Annotated in this window: 11 protein-coding genes; 3 read left to right on the top strand and 8 right to left on the bottom strand. The window is 75.5% G+C overall.

The genetic code is table 11. From position 1 onward, the window contains the following. Nucleotides 1–229: 229 nt before the first annotated feature. The gene (locus AC067J_RS23210) at nt 230–763 is read right to left on the bottom strand and encodes a hypothetical protein (RefSeq protein ID WP_478302065.1); all 534 of its coding nucleotides are present in this window, start codon (nt 761–763) and stop codon (nt 230–232) included. A gap of 460 nt (nt 764–1223) precedes the next feature. On the opposite strand from AC067J_RS23210, the gene AC067J_RS23205 reads away from it, so the two are divergent. Continuing rightward, complete coding sequence (locus AC067J_RS23205) at nt 1224–4574, top strand: ALF repeat-containing protein (protein WP_478302063.1); 3351 nt, start codon at nt 1224–1226, stop codon at nt 4572–4574. Nucleotides 4575–4847: 273 nt separating this feature from the next. On the opposite strand, the gene AC067J_RS23200 is transcribed toward AC067J_RS23205, so the two are convergent. Beyond that, complete coding sequence (locus tag AC067J_RS23200) at nt 4848–5621, bottom strand: SDR family oxidoreductase (RefSeq protein ID WP_478302061.1); 774 nt, start codon at nt 5619–5621, stop codon at nt 4848–4850. A gap of 129 nt (nt 5622–5750) precedes the next feature. Here AC067J_RS23200 and AC067J_RS23195 point away from each other — a divergent pair, with 129 nt between their 5' ends. Beyond that, a complete protein-coding gene (locus AC067J_RS23195) occupies nt 5751–6785 on the top strand; it encodes a helix-turn-helix transcriptional regulator (protein ID WP_478302059.1) in 1035 nt (344 codons plus the stop codon). Between the two features lie 276 nt (nt 6786–7061). Here the strand turns inward: AC067J_RS23195 and AC067J_RS23190 are convergent, their stop codons facing one another. The 4 genes from AC067J_RS23190 to AC067J_RS23175 form a co-directional block, all read right to left on the bottom strand. After that, on the bottom strand, nt 7062–10010 hold the full coding sequence (locus AC067J_RS23190) for a bpX6 domain-containing protein (protein WP_478302057.1): 2949 nt from the start codon (nt 10008–10010) through the stop codon (nt 7062–7064). Next, the gene (locus tag AC067J_RS23185) at nt 10007–11707 is read right to left on the bottom strand and encodes a hypothetical protein (RefSeq protein WP_478302055.1); all 1701 of its coding nucleotides are present in this window, start codon (nt 11705–11707) and stop codon (nt 10007–10009) included. The genes AC067J_RS23190 and AC067J_RS23185 overlap by 4 nt, the downstream gene beginning before the upstream one ends. Next, nucleotides 11704–12111 (bottom strand): bpX5 domain-containing protein, encoded by a 408-nt coding sequence (locus AC067J_RS23180; protein WP_478302053.1) that lies wholly within the window; start codon nt 12109–12111, stop codon nt 11704–11706. The genes AC067J_RS23185 and AC067J_RS23180 overlap by 4 nt, the downstream gene beginning before the upstream one ends. A gap of 116 nt (nt 12112–12227) precedes the next feature. Then, the gene (locus AC067J_RS23175; protein WP_478302051.1) at nt 12228–13487 is read right to left on the bottom strand and encodes an AAA family ATPase; all 1260 of its coding nucleotides are present in this window, start codon (nt 13485–13487) and stop codon (nt 12228–12230) included. Between the two features lie 29 nt (nt 13488–13516). On the opposite strand from AC067J_RS23175, the gene AC067J_RS23170 reads away from it, so the two are divergent. Beyond that, nucleotides 13517–14182 (top strand): hypothetical protein, encoded by a 666-nt coding sequence (locus AC067J_RS23170; RefSeq protein ID WP_478302049.1) that lies wholly within the window; start codon nt 13517–13519, stop codon nt 14180–14182. 628 nt (nt 14183–14810) lie between these two features. On the opposite strand, the gene AC067J_RS23165 is transcribed toward AC067J_RS23170, so the two are convergent. Together AC067J_RS23165 and AC067J_RS23160 are read right to left on the bottom strand one after the other, a co-directional pair. Further along, nucleotides 14811–16085 (bottom strand): RICIN domain-containing protein, encoded by a 1275-nt coding sequence (locus tag AC067J_RS23165; RefSeq protein WP_478302047.1) that lies wholly within the window; start codon nt 16083–16085, stop codon nt 14811–14813. A 512-nt stretch (nt 16086–16597) separates the two neighbouring features. Then, nucleotides 16598–16969 carry a hypothetical protein gene (locus AC067J_RS23160; RefSeq protein WP_478302045.1) on the bottom strand — a complete coding sequence of 124 codons (372 nt, stop codon included), beginning with the start codon at nt 16967–16969 and terminating at the stop codon, nt 16598–16600. Nucleotides 16970–17717 lie beyond the last annotated feature (748 nt).

Below are 17717 nucleotides of genomic sequence, written 5' to 3'. Positions count from 1 at the left end.
ACGGCGAAGGCCAGTAGTCCTGATTTCCACGCCGGGCGTGGACGATGACCAAACACGTGGTGCTCTCCCGGAGGCTGGGTCGTCAGGCCGCGAGGCCGTGAGGGGGTGGCGGTGCCGGGGCCGGCTGGGGACGCGGGCTCGGCTGGGGGTGCGGGGCCGGCTGGCGGTGCCGGGGCCGGCTGGGGACGCGGGGCCCGCTTGGGTCCTGGGCGCGCCGTCATCGGGGGCGTCAGGCCTTGGCCACGATCTCCAGCAGCTTGAACTGGCGCGCCTGCGGGTCGGCGGTCTCACCGACCGGCGTCCACTGGTTCTTGGTCACGTCGAAGGACTTCGCCTCGGTGCCCGTCTGCATGTTGACGCGCACCGCGTAGTCGTTGCCCACCACGGCGTAGACCGAGGCCAGTTCGAGGCTCAGGTAGCCGGACGCACCGTTGAGTTTGAAACAGAACCGGCCCCCGCCCACCGGGTCCGTCGTCCTCATGCCCCGCGCGAGGACTTCGAGCAGACCGGGCTGACTGTCGCAGGTGGCGAGAACGATGTGGCCGTCGCCGCTCTTCAGCCTGATGCCGCGCTCCCTGAAGATCGCGTCGGCCTGCGGGTAGGCGAAGTCCTCGACGGCCGGCGGCGGGGTTTCGTCCGCCACCACGGCCGCTCCGGCCCCCGGGGGTACCGGAGCCGCCTCGGCGCCGGCCGCCGTCAGCGCGGCCAGTGCGGCGGCGCTCGCGACGGCGCCGGCGGTCAGGAATCGGAAGAAATACCTCATGGCGATTTCAGCCCCCTGTACGAGAATGCCCTGGAGTGGCGGAATTCGGCGGGCGTGAAGGCCCGGCCGGCTCGGCCGAACGGCCGGCGGATCGATCTCTACGGCAATCGGATCAGCGCCCATTGGTATCACGGGAAGGAGGTTCCCGAAAGGGATGGATTCGAGCCGTCACGGCGAAGGGCCCGGCCTGCCCGTGCTCCCCCGGAGGTGCTGACTAACAGTCACCTGCGCTCGATGGCAGGCTGTTCGGTGATCCATCGGGCTCACCGAACCTGGCCGAATAGGCGTCGCGCCAGGATTCCGAATGCGGGCTCCGTTCCGTCGGCCCACGATCTGTGCGACCGTGCGAAATGCTGATTCGGACGAATCCGCACGGGACGGGGGCCGTCGCCGGACCTCGCCGAAAATTCGAGGGGATATGACCAGGGAGATACCAGGGAAAACAACTTCGCGTGCGCGCATGCCGCGCACGCGACCCACCGCGCTCGCGGCGCTGTCGCTGGCCATGGCGGTCTTCGGCTCGACGGTGGCGGGGGCGGTGCCGGCCGATCCGGGACCGCCCCCGCTGCCCGCGGGCGCCCGCGCCCAGGTGGTCGAGGCCTGGACGGCCGGCGGGTCGGCGACCAGGGACGCCGCGGCCAGGGCACTGGTCGGCAGCGACGCCGAGATCAGCGACTTCCTCGCCACCGGGCTTCAGCGCGCGACGGTCGAGGACGAGCGCTTCGCGGTCCTGAAGATGCTCGGCTTCTCCGGTGCCGGTGTGCGGGCCGCGGCCCAGGAGGCGCTGAACGGATCGGACGCGGACCTGCACCGGTTCGTGCTGTCCGGCTTCCAGGCCCCGCTGCAGGAGGACCGGCGTGTAGCGGCCCTCACCGCCGTCAGCACCGGCGGGCTCGCCGTCCAGGACGCGGCACAGGCCGCGCTCAGGGACGGGTCGGCCAAGGCACTGACGGACTTCCTCGGCGCGGGCTTGGCGCAGGCCCAGGAGGAGGACGACCGGGTCCAGGTCGTGAAGACCCTGGCGACCGGTGGTCCGGAGGTCCGGAAGCTCGCGCAGCGGGCGCTGAACGGCACGGCCGAGGACATCACGGACTTCCTGGAGACCGGGCTCGACCTGGCCCGCGCGCGGGACCAGGAGACGTTGACGATCGGTCAGCTCGTCGATGTGGCTTCGCAGGCCGGAAAACGGGCCAAGGCGGAGACCGAGGCCGCGAAGGAGGCGTCCGCGCGGGCCGAGGACGCCTCGCGGCTGGCGAAGGAGGCCGCGCAGCGGGCGGCGGCTGAGACCGCCGCCGCCAAGGACGACCTCCTGCGCGCGGGACAGGCCGCGAACCGTGCGGCCCAGGCGGCGGAGGGCGCGGCCAACGCCGCGCGGACCGCGATCCAGGCCGCCAACACGGCGGTCTCCGCGGCCCGTACGGCCGCGAACGCGGCCCGCGCCGCCGCCAGTGCCGCAGCCGCGGCCGGGCAGGCCGCCGCACGGGCCTACCAGGCCGCATCGGCGGCCCGGCAGAACGCCGGCGAAGCACAGGCCGCGAGGAACGCGGCGCAGGCCGCCCGTGACGCGGCGGCCGGTGCCCGCACCGCGGCGGCGGCGGCGTCGAGCGCGGCCGAGTCGAGCGCGGAGGCCGGGCGTTCCGCGTCCGCTGCCGCCCGGGCCGGCAAGAACGCGGCGGACGCGGCCGACGCGGCGGCTTCGGCCAGCGGCTCGGCCGGTCAGGCCACCGAGCAGTCCCGCCGGGCGGCGGCCGCCGCCGCGACCGCGCGCAGTGCGTCCGCGTCGGCCTCCGAGGCGGCCGGCCGGGCCGATTCGCTGGCCTCCCAGGCTGCTTCGGCCGCCCGTGACGCGAACCGGGCCGCCAACAGCGCCGCCACCCACGCCGAGAACGCCGCGAACGCGGCGGACGAGGCCGCGAACCAGGCGGGCAACGCCCAGGACTGGGCGAACAAGGCGACCGAGCACGCCAACGCCGCGCTCGCGGCCGCCAAGACGGCCACCGACGCGGTGACGCTGGCACAGAACGTCGAGCGGCTCGCCCGCGAGAGCGAGGCCGCGCAGCTCGCGGCCGACACCAAGGTCGGGGTCGCGGAGGCGTCCGAGCTACGGAAGGCGGAACAGCAGGAGGCGGCGCGACAGCAGACCGCGACGACCCAGGCGGCGGCCACCGACGAGGCCACCAGGCAGCTGATCACCAAGGCCGCCGATCCCGCCACCGCCACCGGGGCCGCGGCCGACGCCGGCCGGAAGGCCGCCGTCAACCTGCTCTCCAGCAGCGGTGCGTGGACCAGCCGTGCCGCCCAGACCGCACTCGCCGGCACCGACGGGGACGTGGTCGACTGGGCCACGTCGGCCTACCCGGAGGCCCTGCGGCAGGACGACCGGGAGAAGGTCCTCCTCCTCGCCACCATCAGCGGTCCGGCCCTGGCGCAGGCCGCGCAGCAGACGCTGGCCGCCGGGGACCCGGCGAAGGTCCAGGCCTTCCTCACCCAGGACGTCCACACCGTCCAGACCGAGGAGAGCCGGGTCCAGATCCTCAAACTGATGAACAACGGGGGCAGGGCCGTCAGGGACGCCGGGAACGCGGCGCTCAACGACAGGTCGCCCAAGGCCCTGACGGACTTCCTGGCCGTCGGCTACTGGCAGGCCCTGGCCGAGGACAACCAGGTGTCGACGCTCACCATCATGGGCCAGGGCGGCCCCACCGTGGCGGCCGTCGCCCAGGTCGTGATGTCCGGGACGACGTGGATGCAGAACGACTTCGTCGCCCAGGCCCAGTACCGGGCGGCGCAGCGCGACCAGGACACCGCCACCCACGTGGCGGCCGTCCGCGCGCTGATCGCGGGTGCCGCCCAGGTCGCGGCGCTGGCCAACCAGAACGCGGCCGAGGCGTCCGTGGTCGCGGCCCGGGCGCGCTCGGCCGCCGCGGAGGCCGGCCAGTGGGCCGACCAGGCGCGTGCGTCGGCCGCGGAGGCCAAGGGCTATTCCGACGAGGCGCGGAACAGGTCCAGGGAGGCCGACGCCTCCGCCGCCGCGGCGGCGTCCTCCGCCCAGCAGGCCAAGAACGCCTCGGCCACCGCGAAGCTGGCGTCCCGCCAGGCCAACTACTCGGCGAACCAGGCCGCGGCGTCGGCGCACAGCGCGGTCGCCTCGGCCGCCGGCGCGCACGCGTCGGCGACCAGCGCCCGGGACGCGGCGCTGGCGGCCGGAAAGAGTGCGGGAGAGGCCGCGGCCGCCGCGACCGACGCTCAGCGGATCTCGGTCCAGAAGCGCAACGAGGAGGTGGCTGCGGCCGCGGCCGCAGCGGCGGAGCAGGCCCGGCAGAACGCCGCGAACAGCGTCAACCCGGCCGACAACCCGGGCAACGACACCGTCAAGCCGCTCCCCGGCGGCATCTCCAACCCCGGCGACCCCGGATCGGGCACCGACCTCAAGGAGTTGGCCCGCAAGTACTCCCAGTTGAGCGGCGACGTGAGCACCTGGTTGGGGGGCGGGGCCGCGGCCGCGCTGCTCATCCCGGGGCCCGCCGGCCTGTTCGTCTCGGGGTTCCTCGGCGGGGCTTCGCTGGCCACCGGCGGGGTGAGCGTCCTGCTGTCCGGGCTGGGGAACGGGTGGACCAGCAGGCAGTTCCAGGCCGACCTCGGCATGTTCGCGTTCAACCTCGCCCTCGCCGGCCAGGGCGCAGCGGTCAAGAAGCTCACCGCCGAGGCGCCGATCCTGGTGCAGAAGGGAGGGCAGGCCGTCATCAACACGGGCTCGGCCGTCGTCAACTTCGTCAACTCGAAGCCCTGGCGGCGCGTCAGGTGGCCGTAAGCCCCGGGCACCGTCCGGGCCGGAGGCGGGTTCGCGTCCACGCAGGAGGACCGGGCGTGGCCCCTCCCGTCACCTGACCTGACGGGTCTCGAAGCCCTCGCAAACCCTCGCAAGCCCTCGGAGGCCCTCGCAAACCCTCGGAGGCCCTCGGACCGGCACCGGCGCTGCCACGGCGGCAGCGCCGGTGCCGGCGGTGTTCGGGGACCGGCGGTGTTCGGGGACCGGCGGTGTTCGGGGACCGGCAGCGCCGGTGCCGGCGGTGTACGGACCGGCTCAGCCGGGGAAGCGGGTCGCCGTGATCCCGCCGTCCACGGGGAGCGTCACCCCGGTGACGTACGAGGACCGGTCGCTGAGCAGCCAGGCCGCGGCCTGCGCGACCTCGGTGGCGCTCGCCGGCCGACCGAGCGGAGTGAAGCGCGCGACGGCCTCGCCGAAGGCCGGCCCGGCCGCGAACAGCGGTTCGGCGGACGGCGTCCGGACCACCCCGGGCGCGATCGCATTGGTCCTGATGCCGTGCCGGGCGTAGTCGGTGGTGGCCGCCTTCACCAGACCGGCGAGACCGTGCTTGGCCGCCTGCTGGGTGCCGTCCCCGAAGCCGCCCACCAGCCCGCCGACCCCGCTGCACAGCACGATCGCACCGCCCCGCCCGCCCGCGAGCATCGCCCGGAGCTGGGCCCGCAGACAGAGCCACGTGCCACGGAGGTTGACGGCGTGGACGGCGTCCCAGTCCTCCTCGGTCCGCTCGGCGAGCGGAGCGGGCAGGGGGCCCGAGCCGGCGTTGTCGAAGGCGGCGTCGAGCCGGCCGAAGGAGTCCAGCGCGACCTGCACCGTCCGCTCGGCCCCTTCGGCCGTGGAGATGTCCGCGGCGACGGCCACCGCCCGGGCGCCGCGCGCCCGCAGCCGGGCCGCCAGCGCCTCGACCTCGGGCCCGGTGCGGGCGGCCAGGACGAGCAACGCGCCCTCCGCCGCGAACAGTTCGGCGGCGGCCGCGCCGATGCCCCGGCCTGCGCCGGTGATGATCGTGACCTTCCGGTCGAGAAGTCCCATGCCGTCAGCGTCCCCCGACGGGACGGGCGGCGGCAGCGGCCGGACGGTCCGGGGCCCGGGAGCCGGGGCCCGGGAGCCGGGGTCTGCCGGGTCCTGGCTACGACTGCCGGGCTGTGGCAGCGTGGGGGCATGCCCGACACCCCGTTCAGCGCGTTCCTGCGGGCCCGCCGCCAGGGCCTGGATCCCGCCGACGCCGGCCTGCCGGTCGGGCCCCGCCGCCGTACGCCTGGCCTGCGCCGGGAGGAGGTCGCCGTCCGCGCGGGCATCTCGGCCGACTACTACGCCAGGCTGGAACAGGGCCGCCAACGGCTGCCGACCGGCCCCGTGCTGGACGGCATCGCCGCGGCCCTGCTGCTGACCGACCCCGAACGGGCCTACCTGCACCGGCTGGCCCACCGGCGGCCCGTGCCGACGGGCGCCGCCACGGACGGCCCGGCGCCCGTCGACGCGACCGCCCTGGCCCTGCTCGCCTCCCTCGACCGCTCGCCCGCCTTCGTCACCGGCCCCCGGTTCGACCTGCTCGCCTGGAACCCGTACGCCGCCGCGCTGATGGCGGATCCGGCGTCCCGGCCCGCCCTGGAGCGCAACCTGCTCTGGCAGGTGTTCTGCTGCCCGCACGGCGCCGCCCAGCGGGCCAACCACGCACCCGCCGGCTCCATCGGCGCGGACCTGGTCGCCGGGCTGCGCGCCCAGCACGCGGACCGCCCGGACGACCACGAGCTGACCGTCCTGGTCGCCCGACTCACCGCCCGCAGCCCGCAGTTCGCCGCCCTCTGGGCCCGCCACCGGGCCGCCCCGCCCCGCCAAGGGCGCCTCGCACTCCGGCACCCCGCCCTGGACACCGGCGTCCTCGACTACACCGTCCTCGGCCTCCCCGCGAGCGGCCACCACCTCTTCGTCTACCTCCCGCCCGACGGCCGCCGCGCCCCGGACCCCTTCCGCCGCCTCGCCCCCGCGACAGCCCGCCGGGAAGCGGCCGGCCCCGTACGCGCGGGCGGCCGGACCGTCCCCGCAGGGGCGGGCGGACCCGTAGGGGCGGGCGCGTCCGCAGGCCCGGCCGCCGTCGAGCCGGTCGTCCGTGCGTTCGCGGCCGGTGCGCCGAAAGAGCCGGAGAGGCACGCCCCAGGACGCCGGGCACAACCGCGAGGCGTCGAGTCACGTTGACGCCGTAGGCCACCCGGACGGGCCCCGGGCCTCGCCGACCGGCCGGAACCTGGAACGAGGTGGTGCCGCCCACCGTGCGGTCGCCGCTGCCCCGCCCGAGGTGATGCCGACCGCGAGGGCGTCGGCGTACAGGGGGCAGCGGCCGAGGCGGCGAGCCGCACCCGCGGTCCGCGGGTGCGGCGAAGGGCGAGGTTCATGCGGGCCGGTGGCGGCGTTCAGCTCGGCCGTCGAGCACCCCGGCCCCAGCCCGTCAGCCCGTCAGGCCGTCAGGCCCCGTCAGGCCGTCACCCGGAGGTTGGCCAGGAGGGTGGTCCCGTCGGTCGAGGTGGCGAGGACGCGGCCGGAGCGGTGCCAGTAGGTGACCGCCTCGGCGTGCCGGCGGACGCCGATCCGGGGCGGGCCGGCGGCCGGGACGAGCGCGGTGAGGGCGGGGGTCGAGGCCCGGCCGGTGCCGGCGTGGAGGCGCAGGCCGGAGCCGTCGGGCAGCGGGACGGTGAGGGCCCAGTGGTCGCCGTCGGTGGCGGGGGCGTCCGGGGCGGCGCCGGTGACGGACAGGCTCGCGGCCGGCAGGTCGGACGTCCAACGGAGGGTGGTGGCCTCCGAGTCCTCGCCGGTCGGCGCCGAGGCGGTGAGCAGGCTGCCTGCGGCGAGGGCGGCGGGTTCGAGGTGCGGCTCGGCGAGGGCCTCGTCCACCCGCAGACGGGCGCGCAGTTCCCAGCCGGGCAGGTCCCAGCGCCAGACCTCGGTGAGCGGGGAGCCGTCGGACAGCGCGGAGCGTACGACGACCGCGCAGCCGCCGGGCGTGCGGGTGATACGGCCCACCAGCTGCTGTCCGTCGCCGAGTTCGCGCCAGACGGCGGACGGTCGGGAGGCCAGCGTGTCGAGCACCACGATGCCGTCCGCGTCCTCGGCGATGAGGTGCCGGCCGTCGAAGGAGGACGCGAACTGCCGGGCGCGCAGGGTGGTCCAGGGGCGGACGGTTCGGGTGGCGAGGTCGAGGCGGGCGACCTCCCGGAGGTCGCCGTAGTCGGCGACCAGCAGCGCGACGGCGCCGTGGTCCGCGAGGACCAGCCGGTCGGCGGGCGTGTCCCAGCTCGCGCGGGTGCGGCCGTCGGGACCGATCAGCCGCACGCCCGCCTGGCCGCAGGCGACCAGCAGCAGGCCGGAGGCCAGCAGCGCCGCGTCCAGGACGGGGAGGGTGCCGGGCCGCTCGGCGGCGGTGTACGCGGGGGCGGCGCCCACCCGGCGCGGGACGGTTCGCGGGCGGGCGAGGTCCTCGGCCACCAACGGGTCGGCCCGGCGCAGCAGTCGGTCGAGGGCGGCGGCCGCGGCGTGGACGCCCGGGCCGGCGTCCGACGCGCCGGTCGCGCTGTCGCGGACGGACGCCAGGGCGGCGGCGGTGGCGAGTTCGCGGTCGGCGGCCGGATCGGCGGCGGGCACGTCGGCCAGGGTGGCGACGAGTGCGGCCCGGCCGGTGGTGCGCGGGTCGCCCTCGCTGTCGAGGACGGCGCGGGCGAGCCCCCGGGTGGACTCCCCGGCGCCGAGCGCCAGCAGGTGGGGCAGCGCCCGGCCCCGGTCGGGCCCGCCGAGCGCGACCGCGTCGCGCAGGTCGGCGGCGACCGTCGGGCGCAGCGCCGGGTCCGGCCAGGCCGCCTCGACGGCGCCGAGGCGGTCGCCGGCGGCGCGGCGGTGTTCCGCCCAGGCGGCGCGGAGTTCGCGGGCGGCCGACGGGTCGGTGGCGGCGAGGCGGACGACGGCGGCGGCGAAGGCGGACCGGCGGTGGGCGGTGCGGACGGCGCGTTCGCGCTCCCCGGCCCGCCACCAGAGGCGGACCACCAGTTCGGCGGCCAGGTCGCGCCCTTCGGCGAGTTCGGCGGCCTGGGCGGACCGGTCGTGCCGGTCGAGCAGGGCGACGGCCTCGGCGGGCGCGTCGAGCAGGTCGGCGAGGACGAACGCGGCCTCGTCGATCCGCCCGGCCTGCTCCAGCCCGTCGGCGGCGCGCCGGTAGAGGGCGGTGAGGTGCCCGTGCGCGTTGGGGCCGAGGAACGGTGAGGCCACGGCCCGGGCGCCGCTCCTCGGCGTGGCCCGCAGTGCTCCGGTGAAGCGGTTGGGGAGGCCGAGGGAGAGCCAGGGCCGCGCGGCGTCGGCGGGGCCGCTGCCGGTGAGCGGCAGGGCGTCGCGCAGGGCGTCGTCCCAGCGGCGCTGCTCGAAGGCCCGGGTGAGCTCGTGCAGGTAGCGGAGGTGGCGGCGGTGGAGCGCCCCGACGGCCGGGGTCCGCAGGGCGAGCCGGGCGAGCAGGTGGCGCAGGACGGGTCGGCGCCGGCGGGCGACCCGGCCGGCGTCGGGGGTGGCGGTTGCCGTGGTCGCCCCGGTGGCGGAGTCCCCGCCCGCCGCGCCGCGGCGGCCGCGGTGGCCCCGGTCGCCGCGGATCAGGTGGTAGGCGACCGTCACGAAGAACCAGAAGGCGAACAGTCCGACGAGTCGTGGACCCTGGTCCACGAACAGGTGGGCGTGGTCGGAGAACAGGACCAGCCAGCCGACGCCCACCAGGACGACGAGGGTGACCAGGTACGGGAGCCGACCGGAGAGCCCGGCCGGACCGGCGGACTCGGGCCCCCTGCGCGGCCGCCATCCGGACCGCCATCCGAATCGCCGTCCGGACCGGGCACCGGACCGCCCGCCGGACCGACTGTCGCGGCGCTCGTCGTCGGTCAGCCGGCGGGCCCGTTGGGACACCGGCCGGATGCCCGCCGCCGCCCGCAGGTTCGGACGCGGGCGCGGCGGCAGCTCCAGCAAGGGAACGGCTTCCGGAGCGGCGGTGACACCCACCGGGCGGGGGCGGTGCAGGGTGAGGCCGGCCGGGGAGAGCCAGCCGGACGGGTCCAGGACGGCCAGTCCGGCGATCGGGCGGGCGACCGTCAGGCCGGCCTCGACGAGCGCGAGCCGGCCCGGACCGGCCGCGCTCGCGTCCGCCCCGAGCCCGGCCAGCGCGCCGCCGCCCGCTGCCAGGAGCGGCAGCCCGGGGGCCCGGTCGACGCGGGTGGCGACCGGTTCGGACAGGGTCAACAGCCAGCGCCCGTCCGGTAGTTCGCGCAGTTCCGCGCCGTCCTGCCAATGCGTCAGGACACGGTCGGCGGCCTCCGCGGGACCGATCACGGGCACGTCGAGGACGAAGCCGGCGGCGGTGACGGTGGCGCGGAGGAAACCGGCCGGGCTGGCGCTCACTGGGCACTCCCGAGAAGATGGCGGATCCGGCCGGTGACGGCGTCGCCGATCACGACCCGGCCGGCGGCCGTCTCGGCGGCGATCAGCGGCATGGTGGGGTGCAGGGCGGGCTGGGCGGCCCCGCCGGAGAACCGGCTCAGCGTGCGGACGCCGTCGACGTGGATCGCGCGCACCGTGCGCGCGCCCGGCGACCAGGTGATGAGCACGGGCTCGCGGCGGTCGTGGACCAGGCCGAGCACCTCGGCCTTCTCCCGGAAGGAGAGCCGCCGCTCCTCGCCCAGCCGCGTCCACACCGTCCAGGCCTTCCCGTCCTCGGACCAGGCGACGGTGCCGCCCGCGTGCAGCAGATGCCGGGCCCTGACGGCCTCTGGCTGCAACCCCCGGTCGAAGAGCCTCGGTTCGCGGAACCGGTTGAAGCGGCTCGGGCCCTCGGTGCCCCGGCCGACCGGCCCGTCGTCGGTGACGGTGCCGTCCGCCGCGACCCGCCGCCAGCGGCCGGCGACCGGCAGGAGCAGGTCGCCGCCCGCGCGCAGCAGCGGCAGGACCGGCCGGGTCAGCAGCCGTGCCAGCTCGGCCTCGTCGAGTCCGAGCTCCGCCGGGTCGGCGCAGTAGTCGCCGGGCGCGCCGAACGGACGGCCGCTGACGTAGGGGATCAGGCTGCCCAGGCGGAACTGGAGGGCGAGCAGCCGCCGGCCGACGCGCCCGGCGGCGACCACCGGACCGTGCAGATGGTGCCGCTTCGGCCGGAGGACGGTGGGGTGCAGGTGGTCGGTGTCCGGCAGCCTGACGGCCAGCAGGGTGTTCGTGCGGGCGCCCCGGGCGAGCAGGGTGCGCGACTCGGTGGTGAAGGCGAGCAGCGCTCCCCCGGTCCCACCGCCGTCCCCGGCCGACGCGGCGGGCGGCGGGGCGGCGGTCGGGCCGGTGCGGCGGAACTCCGCGCCGCGCAGCGCCCGGACGGCTATCTCGGTGGCGGGCAGCGGCAGTTCGACCTGCGACCGGTCGATTCGGACGGTGACGTGGGTCGCGCCGTCCGCGCCCCAGCGGGCCGTCTCGCTCGTCAGCACCCTGGGGAGGACGGGGAGCCGGTCGGCGAGCCGGGGCGAGGTGAGCAGCCAGGCGTGGTCGGCGGCGTCGAGCGAGTGCCGGGCACGGTCCACGTCCCCGGGGGTCGGGTCGGCGGTCCGGCGCGCCTTCAACCAGGCGGGGAGCAGCTCGGCGAGGTCCCCCGCGAGCCAGCGGTCGGGCGTGGTGCCGAGCACGCCCACGACGAGTTCGCCGCCGCGCGCGGTGGCCCGCCGGTGCAGGACGAGCAGTGCGGCGAGCTGGACCAGCCGGGCGGCGCCGGCCTGGGCGGGCCCGGTGTCGACCAGCGCGACGGTCCGGCCCCGGCTGACCGGGGTGCGGAACTCGGGTGCGATGTAGAGGAGTTCGCGGTCCACGAAGCGGCGCAGGAACTCGTCGGGGTGCTCCTCGGCGAGCAGCCACTCGGCGGGCAGCAGCTGGTCCGGGCGGCCGGTCCGGCCGAGCCCGCCGAGTCCGTCCGGGCTGCCCGACGCGTCGGCGACCGGCTCCCGCTCCCCCACCAAGGCGTCGAGGTGGCGCAGCAACGGTCCCAGCGCGAGGGCGAGTTCGGGCGAGAGCGCGTCCAGCGCGCCCGCCCACGGGGCCAGCCCGACGGGCATCCGCGCGGCGGTCACCGGGCGGCGCTCCGGGTGTGCGGGCCCAGAGCCTCCAGCGCCTCGGGGTCGGTCGCGGGCGCGGGCGGGGCGGCGACGAGGGCGTGGCCGGGGGTGAGCACGCAGAGCTGCCCGGGTCCGGCGCCGAGGACAGTGCGCCAGAGCGGGGCGGCGGGGACGGGACGGGCGGTGGTCGGGACGAGCAGACCGGCTTCGTGGCCGAGGTAGCCGGCCCCGTCGGCCCACGGGAGGTCGGTCTCGTCACCGAGGACGAGCAGCACGGTGTCGTCGGCGAGCACGCCGAGCCGGGCTCCGGCGGCGATCCGGTCCCGGGCGGCGGCGGCCAGGGCGGGGACGGCGTCGCCGACGGCGAGCACGGCGGCGGCCGGCAGCGGCGGTTCGCGGCGCTCCCAGCCCAGCGGCACGGCGGGCGGCGCCCCGGGCGCAGGGGTGGACCCGGGCGCGGCGGGAACCCCCGGTACAGCGGGAACGCCGCTGGGCGCAGCAGGAGCGCCGGGTGCGGCGGCGGGTGGCACGGCGGTCACGAGGGTGCGACCGCCGTGACCAGTTCGGCCCGTATGCCGGCCAGGGCGGCGGGCAGGTCCGCGGTCGCGAACCCGGCGTCGATCTCCCGCAGGGCGGCCTCCAGCCGGAGCCGCGAGTCGCGGCCCCCGGGCAGCTCGCGGTGGGCGGCGAGCAGGGCGGCGCCGGTGCGGGCGAGCCGCTCGGCGCGGGCGGCGGAGCTGCGCGACAGCTCCTCGGCGGCGTGCGCGAGGCTCTGGTTGGCGGCCTTCTCGATGAGGTCGCCGAGGGTGTCGCGGGCGAGTGCCTGGGTGTCGGCGGTGGGGGCGATCAGCGGCAGCACCCACAGGTCGCGGGCGGAGGCGGTGGTCCGGCCGTCCAGCACGGCGGCGGCCGCGACCAGCCGCTGCGAGCGGACGGCCCGCCGGTCACCGACCGGCACTCCGGCGGCGCGCAGCCGGCGCAGCGCGGCGCCGAGCAGCGGGGTGACCTCGTCGAGGTCGCAGACGCGGGCGGCGGCGGCGAGCCGGTCGAGGGCGCCGAGCAGACCGGCGGACCGGACGGGCGCGGCGGCGGGCCTGCGCCCGGCCTCCAGCAGTTCCTCCAGCCGGGCGTCGGCGACCGGCTCGACGAACACCCGGGCGAGGAAGCGGTCGGCGAAGGCGGCGAGCGCGGGGTCGTCCGGCAGGTGGTTGGCCGCGCCGACGCACACTCGCAGCGGGCTGGCGAGGACGGTGCCGCCGCGCCGGAAGACCCGCTCGTTGAGCAGGCCGAGCAGGGTGTTGAGGACGGCGGTGGAGCCGAGGAACACCTCGTCGAGGAAGGCGATGTCGGCCTCGGGCAGCATGCCCGCGGTCTCGAACTCGACCCGGCCCTCGCGCAGGCTGCGCAGGTCGACGGGGCCGAACAACTCGTTGGGTTCGGTGAACCGGCCGAGCAGGTACTCGAAGTAGCGGCCGCCGAGTTGCGCGGCGACCCGGCGGACCGCCTCGGACTTGGCGGTGCCGGGCGGGCCGACGACCAGCAGGTGCTCGCCCGCGACCGCGCAGAGCGCCACGACCTCGGCGACCGTCTCACGGTCGACCATGCCCTGGCCGGCGGCGGCCACGGCGGCGGCGATCAGCTCGGCGTCCGGGCCGAGCGCCGCAGCGGAGCCGTCCGACCGGTCCGACACACGGTCGGACGCCGGGCCGGACGCCGGAGCGGGTGCCGGGTCGGACGCGCGGTCAGGTCCGGACTCGGCCGGGCGGGCGGCGGGCGGGGTGCTGGTGTCGGTCACGAGCACCGGAGTCTACGGGGGCCGCACCGATGGCGACCAGCGGGTTTCCGCCGGCCCGGGTCGGGCGCCGCGGCGGACCCGGCGACGGCGGGCCGCACGACGGCCGGCTGCGGGGCGACGGGCTGCGGGACCAGGGGCGCCACCGCGGGCGCGGCAGAGGGCGCGGGCGCGGTGAACCAGTAGCGCCTGCTCTCGAAGGGGTACGTCGGCAGCGCGGCCCGCGCCGCCGGTCACCGGTTCCCCGCGAGCGCTGCCCACCCCATGCCCTCGAAGCGGGAGACCGTCTTCGACCCCGTCTACCTCGTCCAGGCCAACTCGGGCCTCGGGCGACGTTCGAGGTCTACGCGGGCTGGGACTACGCGCTCCTGACGAACCAGCCGGGCAACGGCACCGCGCTGGTCTTCACCCTGCACGCCGACGACCTCACCTACAGCATCGAGTCGACGTCCGCCAACTGGGGCGAGTACCGCACCTGGTGCCTCTACGGAGCCGACATCAGGCTGGAGAAGAGCAGCTGCGGCACCCGCTGGCAGATCGAGGACCTGGGCGGCGACGAGTTCTACCTCAAGGTGGCGGGGACGAGGAAGAGGGTCAAGACCAGCAAGCTGCAGGACCGCAAGCGGTGGCTGGCCGCCGAGGAGGAGATCTTCATCGTCAACGAGGAGTTCGTCAGGTTCAAGCTCGTCCACCCCTGACCTCTGGACCCGGATGGCGTCGGAGCCGATCGACAGCACCTCCGCCATCCGGTCGCCTCACCGCCGGGCCACTCGCAGGTGACGCGGTCGAGGGTGTCCAGCAGGACCAGGAGGTGGAAGCCTTCGGCGTGGGGGTCGGACTCCGGGGTCAGGGTGTGGAAGCCGATGCTGCGGGCGGCGGCGTTATGTGGTCTTTCAGTTCTGTCCGTTGTCCGCCCTGCAGGTACTCGGCCCTGTTCTCCCGAAGCTACGGCGACGGCCGAGCGGGTCGCGCTCCACGGGCTGCGCGGGCACTGCAACAGGCCCCATCACCGGGTACTGCACCACGGAGCCGGACGGGCGACTCGGCCTGCACGCCATGGTGCTCTCCCACGACGGCTCGAAATGCGTCCTACGCCCGACTGTGGAGCGAGAGGCGGAACGACCCGGGTGCTCTCGGGTCCCGGGTCGCCGCCGAGCTGCTGCGTCGGGGTGCCCGCGACATCATCGACGGCATCCCGCCCTGCCCCTCCCCGGCACACCACGGCGCCCCCGCCCTCATCAGGGCAGGGGCGCCGCCTATGCGTACGCGCACGGTTCAGGCGTCCACGACGCCGTCAGGCTTCGGCCACTCCGGGATCATCCGGGATCAGGGGTTGGCCTGCCGGACCCACTTCTGGCTGTTGCCGCCGTTGCAGGTCTGCTGGACGAGCAGGCTGCCGCTGCCGGTCGCGCCGCCCGCGACGTCGATGCACAGGCCCGAGTCCGCAGCGCGAAGGGTGCCGTCGGGGTAGAGCCGCCACTGCTGGTTGGTGTTGTGGGAGCCGCATCCCCAGACGGTCACCTTGCCGCCCGGAGTGCTCTCGCCGTTGTTGTCCAGGCACACGTCGTAGCCGAGGGGGTCCGTCGCTTCCAAGCGCAGGAAGCCCTGGATCACGCCCTGGGGGCTGAGGGGGGTGGTGGGCACCGGGGAGGTGGACACGCTCGGGGAATTGGGCAGGAACCTCCAGATCTGCTTTCCGGTTCCGTCACAGGCCACGATGTTCGTCTGCGTGCCCCAGGGGTCCTGGCCGGGCGAGTTCAGGCAGAGACCGGAGGCCGAGCCCTTGATGGGGCTGGCACTGGTGAAGCCGCGCACGACGTGCTGGCCCGACCCCGAGGGCGTGCTGGCGAAATTGGACTGTCCCGCGCAGCTGCCGTACTCGTGGACGTTGTTGACCACGCCGGACAGGCCGCCCGCGTCCGTGCTGCTGGGGCCGCCGAAGTAGGCGTCGGACACCGTGTTCTGAGCACAGGTGCCGGCGGCGTTGTAGTAGACGTACTCGACGAACCCGTCGCCCGAGGAGGTGAGCAGACCGCTCGGCACCGTCCAGCTGCCGATGTGGACCACGGGCTGCTGGGGGTTGGCGGAGTCGTACACGTCGCCGGTCCAGGTGTTGCTGGTGGACGTGTTCGCGGTCCGCTTCACCGTGAGGTTGTAGGTGTGGCCGTATACGGCGTCGAAGAGGACGGAGCACGACTGGCCGGCGTCGCCGTCGGCGCCCGGTCGGCAGTTGGGGTCGTTGCTGGAGGTGTCGCCGGGGGTGCCGGCGCCGCCGGAGGCGAACACCGAGAAGATGGCACGGAACTGCTGGGTGTTGCCGCTGGTCGGCTGGGGCTGCAGGCCCGTATAGCCGATCTTGCCGTTGGCGACGCCGAACTGCTGGGCGTAGTAGAGGCCGGTCTGCTCGCTCGCCGGGTTGATCGCCATCGGGAAGGTGATGTTGGTCAGACGCCCTGCGGGAGCGTTCGGGACCGACCAGCCGAGGGATACGTTGCCACCGAGGCCGAAGTCGACAGCCGACGCCGGCGTCGGGGCGAGCAGCAAGAGCGCCGCGGCCGCCACTGCGGCGCCGCAGCGCCGCAGTGTCGAGGGGAGGGACATGCGAGTTCCTTCCTGCCGCCCGTGCGCGAGAGGCCGTCAGCGGCATGACTGGAGGTGCTGGTGCGAACTGGCGGGAGAAGCGCTTCGCGCAGAGCGATGACGCGAACCGGAGCTTCCAAGGCCCGTACACACCACGATGCGATGCACACAGTACCCAAACAGTCACCACCAGTAATGGTTCGCTTCTTCAAATCAGCCACCTCCCAGCCTTAAATGACGGAAATGCCCACTATGACCGCCATCAAGGAGAGAGATGCGATAAGGCGGGCAACCGCGACACCCGTACAGCCTGACGGCCGGGTCCGGTTCGGGGCGGCCGGTGGTCGGCCGGTCGGGACTCGCCGCTTCCCTGAGATCGGTCGGCCGGGGCGAGCGTGCCGACGCTATGGTCTGACCGCGTCGAAAGATGAGTGGTCGGCAACGGGCGAGGAGACTGCGGTGCGGCGCCGCCCGGGTGGATGGCCGCACCGGGCCGGAGCACCAGGTGGCTACTTCGAGGTCGTGCGAGGTCTTCAGTTCTGTCCGGTGTCCGCGCTGTGGAGGCGGCGTTCGGTGAGGCTGGTCACCCCGCTCAGTGCCTGCAGCTCGTCCTCCGAGGCGGCCTTGTCCACGGTCAGCCGGCGGATCGCTTCGGCGTAAATACGGACCAGCTTGCGCAGGTCGCTGTTCTCCCGGCGAAGGCGGTCGACCTCATCGTCGGACCGGGCTCCGGTCTTCGGGGCCGTGGCCGGGCGGTGCCGCCCGGCGAGCTGGGATTTGAACCGCGCGATCGGTTGCGGGTAGTTCCGGTAGAAGGTCGTGTGAGGGACGCCAAGCCGCTTCTCGACGCCGGTGACAGTGGCGCGCCAGCCGCAAGCCTCGCTCTCGGCGAGTTCGGACTCCATCGCGGCCCGGACCTGCTCGTCGGTGGGCAGGTGGTGGCTCGCGGTGTCTCCGTCATGGTGTCCGGGCCGATGACGGCGGTCTCGGTGAGGCACTCGGCCAGCTCCTGCCGGCGGGTCTGGAGGCGGTGCCGGACGAACGGCGCCAGTTGGTCCGCGCGGGCGAGTTCCCGGTCGTGGGCTTCCAGGGCCGCTCGCAGGTGGTTGGTGTTCTCGGCGGACAAGGCGACGTAGCGGCACCGTAGGGGCCGGCAGTCCGGCAGTGACGGGCCGGCCCCGCCGTCGTCCCGGCGGCACAAGGCCCGGTCGGGATTGTGGACCCAGGTGACGTACCGGCCCGGGTGGATGTGGGGGTCGTGGCGGGTCATGTGACGCTGGAGCCGCTTGGCGTCGTTGATGACCTTGCCCTGGAACCGGACATGCCGCTCGACCTTCCACGAGAGCCTGACGAGTTGCCGTCCGGGCGGTGCCGATCGCAAGGGGCGCACCCGGGCGGCGCTTCTCATCCGCCCGCCTCCTCGGCACCGTCGTCCATTTCCGTACGGCTCCGACGGCCTTTCGTACGCAGATCGAGGGATGCTCACTGGACGCCAACTCGGTTGCGGTACGCACCTTGAGGACGGTTCGGCCGGTACCGGCAGGGAACATTCCGCCGGGGTCCCGCCGGGGCCCCGGCCCCGGACCCACGTGTACCGCGGGCAGAAAGGCATGAGCATGTGGCATCCCAGGAAGACCCGGACCGGGCGCTTAC

It is taken from the genome of Kitasatospora sp. NPDC042419 (assembly GCF_056437345.1).
The sequence above is the reverse complement of the archived record's forward strand: the minus strand, read 5'-3'. Positions and strand labels throughout refer to the sequence as shown.

What these genes read in the sequence shown, in the direction of transcription:
- AC067J_RS23210 (WP_478302065.1), bottom strand. Translation starts at nt 763, where the DNA reads ATGAGGTATTTCTTCCGATTCCTGACCGCCGGCGCCGTCGCGAGCGCC.
- AC067J_RS23205 (WP_478302063.1), top strand. Translation starts at nt 1,224, where the DNA reads ATGCCGCGCACGCGACCCACCGCGCTCGCGGCGCTGTCGCTGGCCATG.
- AC067J_RS23200 (WP_478302061.1), bottom strand. Translation starts at nt 5,621, where the DNA reads ATGGGACTTCTCGACCGGAAGGTCACGATCATCACCGGCGCAGGCCGG.
- AC067J_RS23195 (WP_478302059.1), top strand. Translation starts at nt 5,751, where the DNA reads ATGCCCGACACCCCGTTCAGCGCGTTCCTGCGGGCCCGCCGCCAGGGC.
- AC067J_RS23170 (WP_478302049.1), top strand. Translation starts at nt 13,517, where the DNA reads ATGGCGACCAGCGGGTTTCCGCCGGCCCGGGTCGGGCGCCGCGGCGGA.
- AC067J_RS23165 (WP_478302047.1), bottom strand. Translation starts at nt 16,085, where the DNA reads ATGTCCCTCCCCTCGACACTGCGGCGCTGCGGCGCCGCAGTGGCGGCC.
- AC067J_RS23160 (WP_478302045.1), bottom strand. Translation starts at nt 16,969, where the DNA reads ATGGAGTCCGAACTCGCCGAGAGCGAGGCTTGCGGCTGGCGCGCCACT.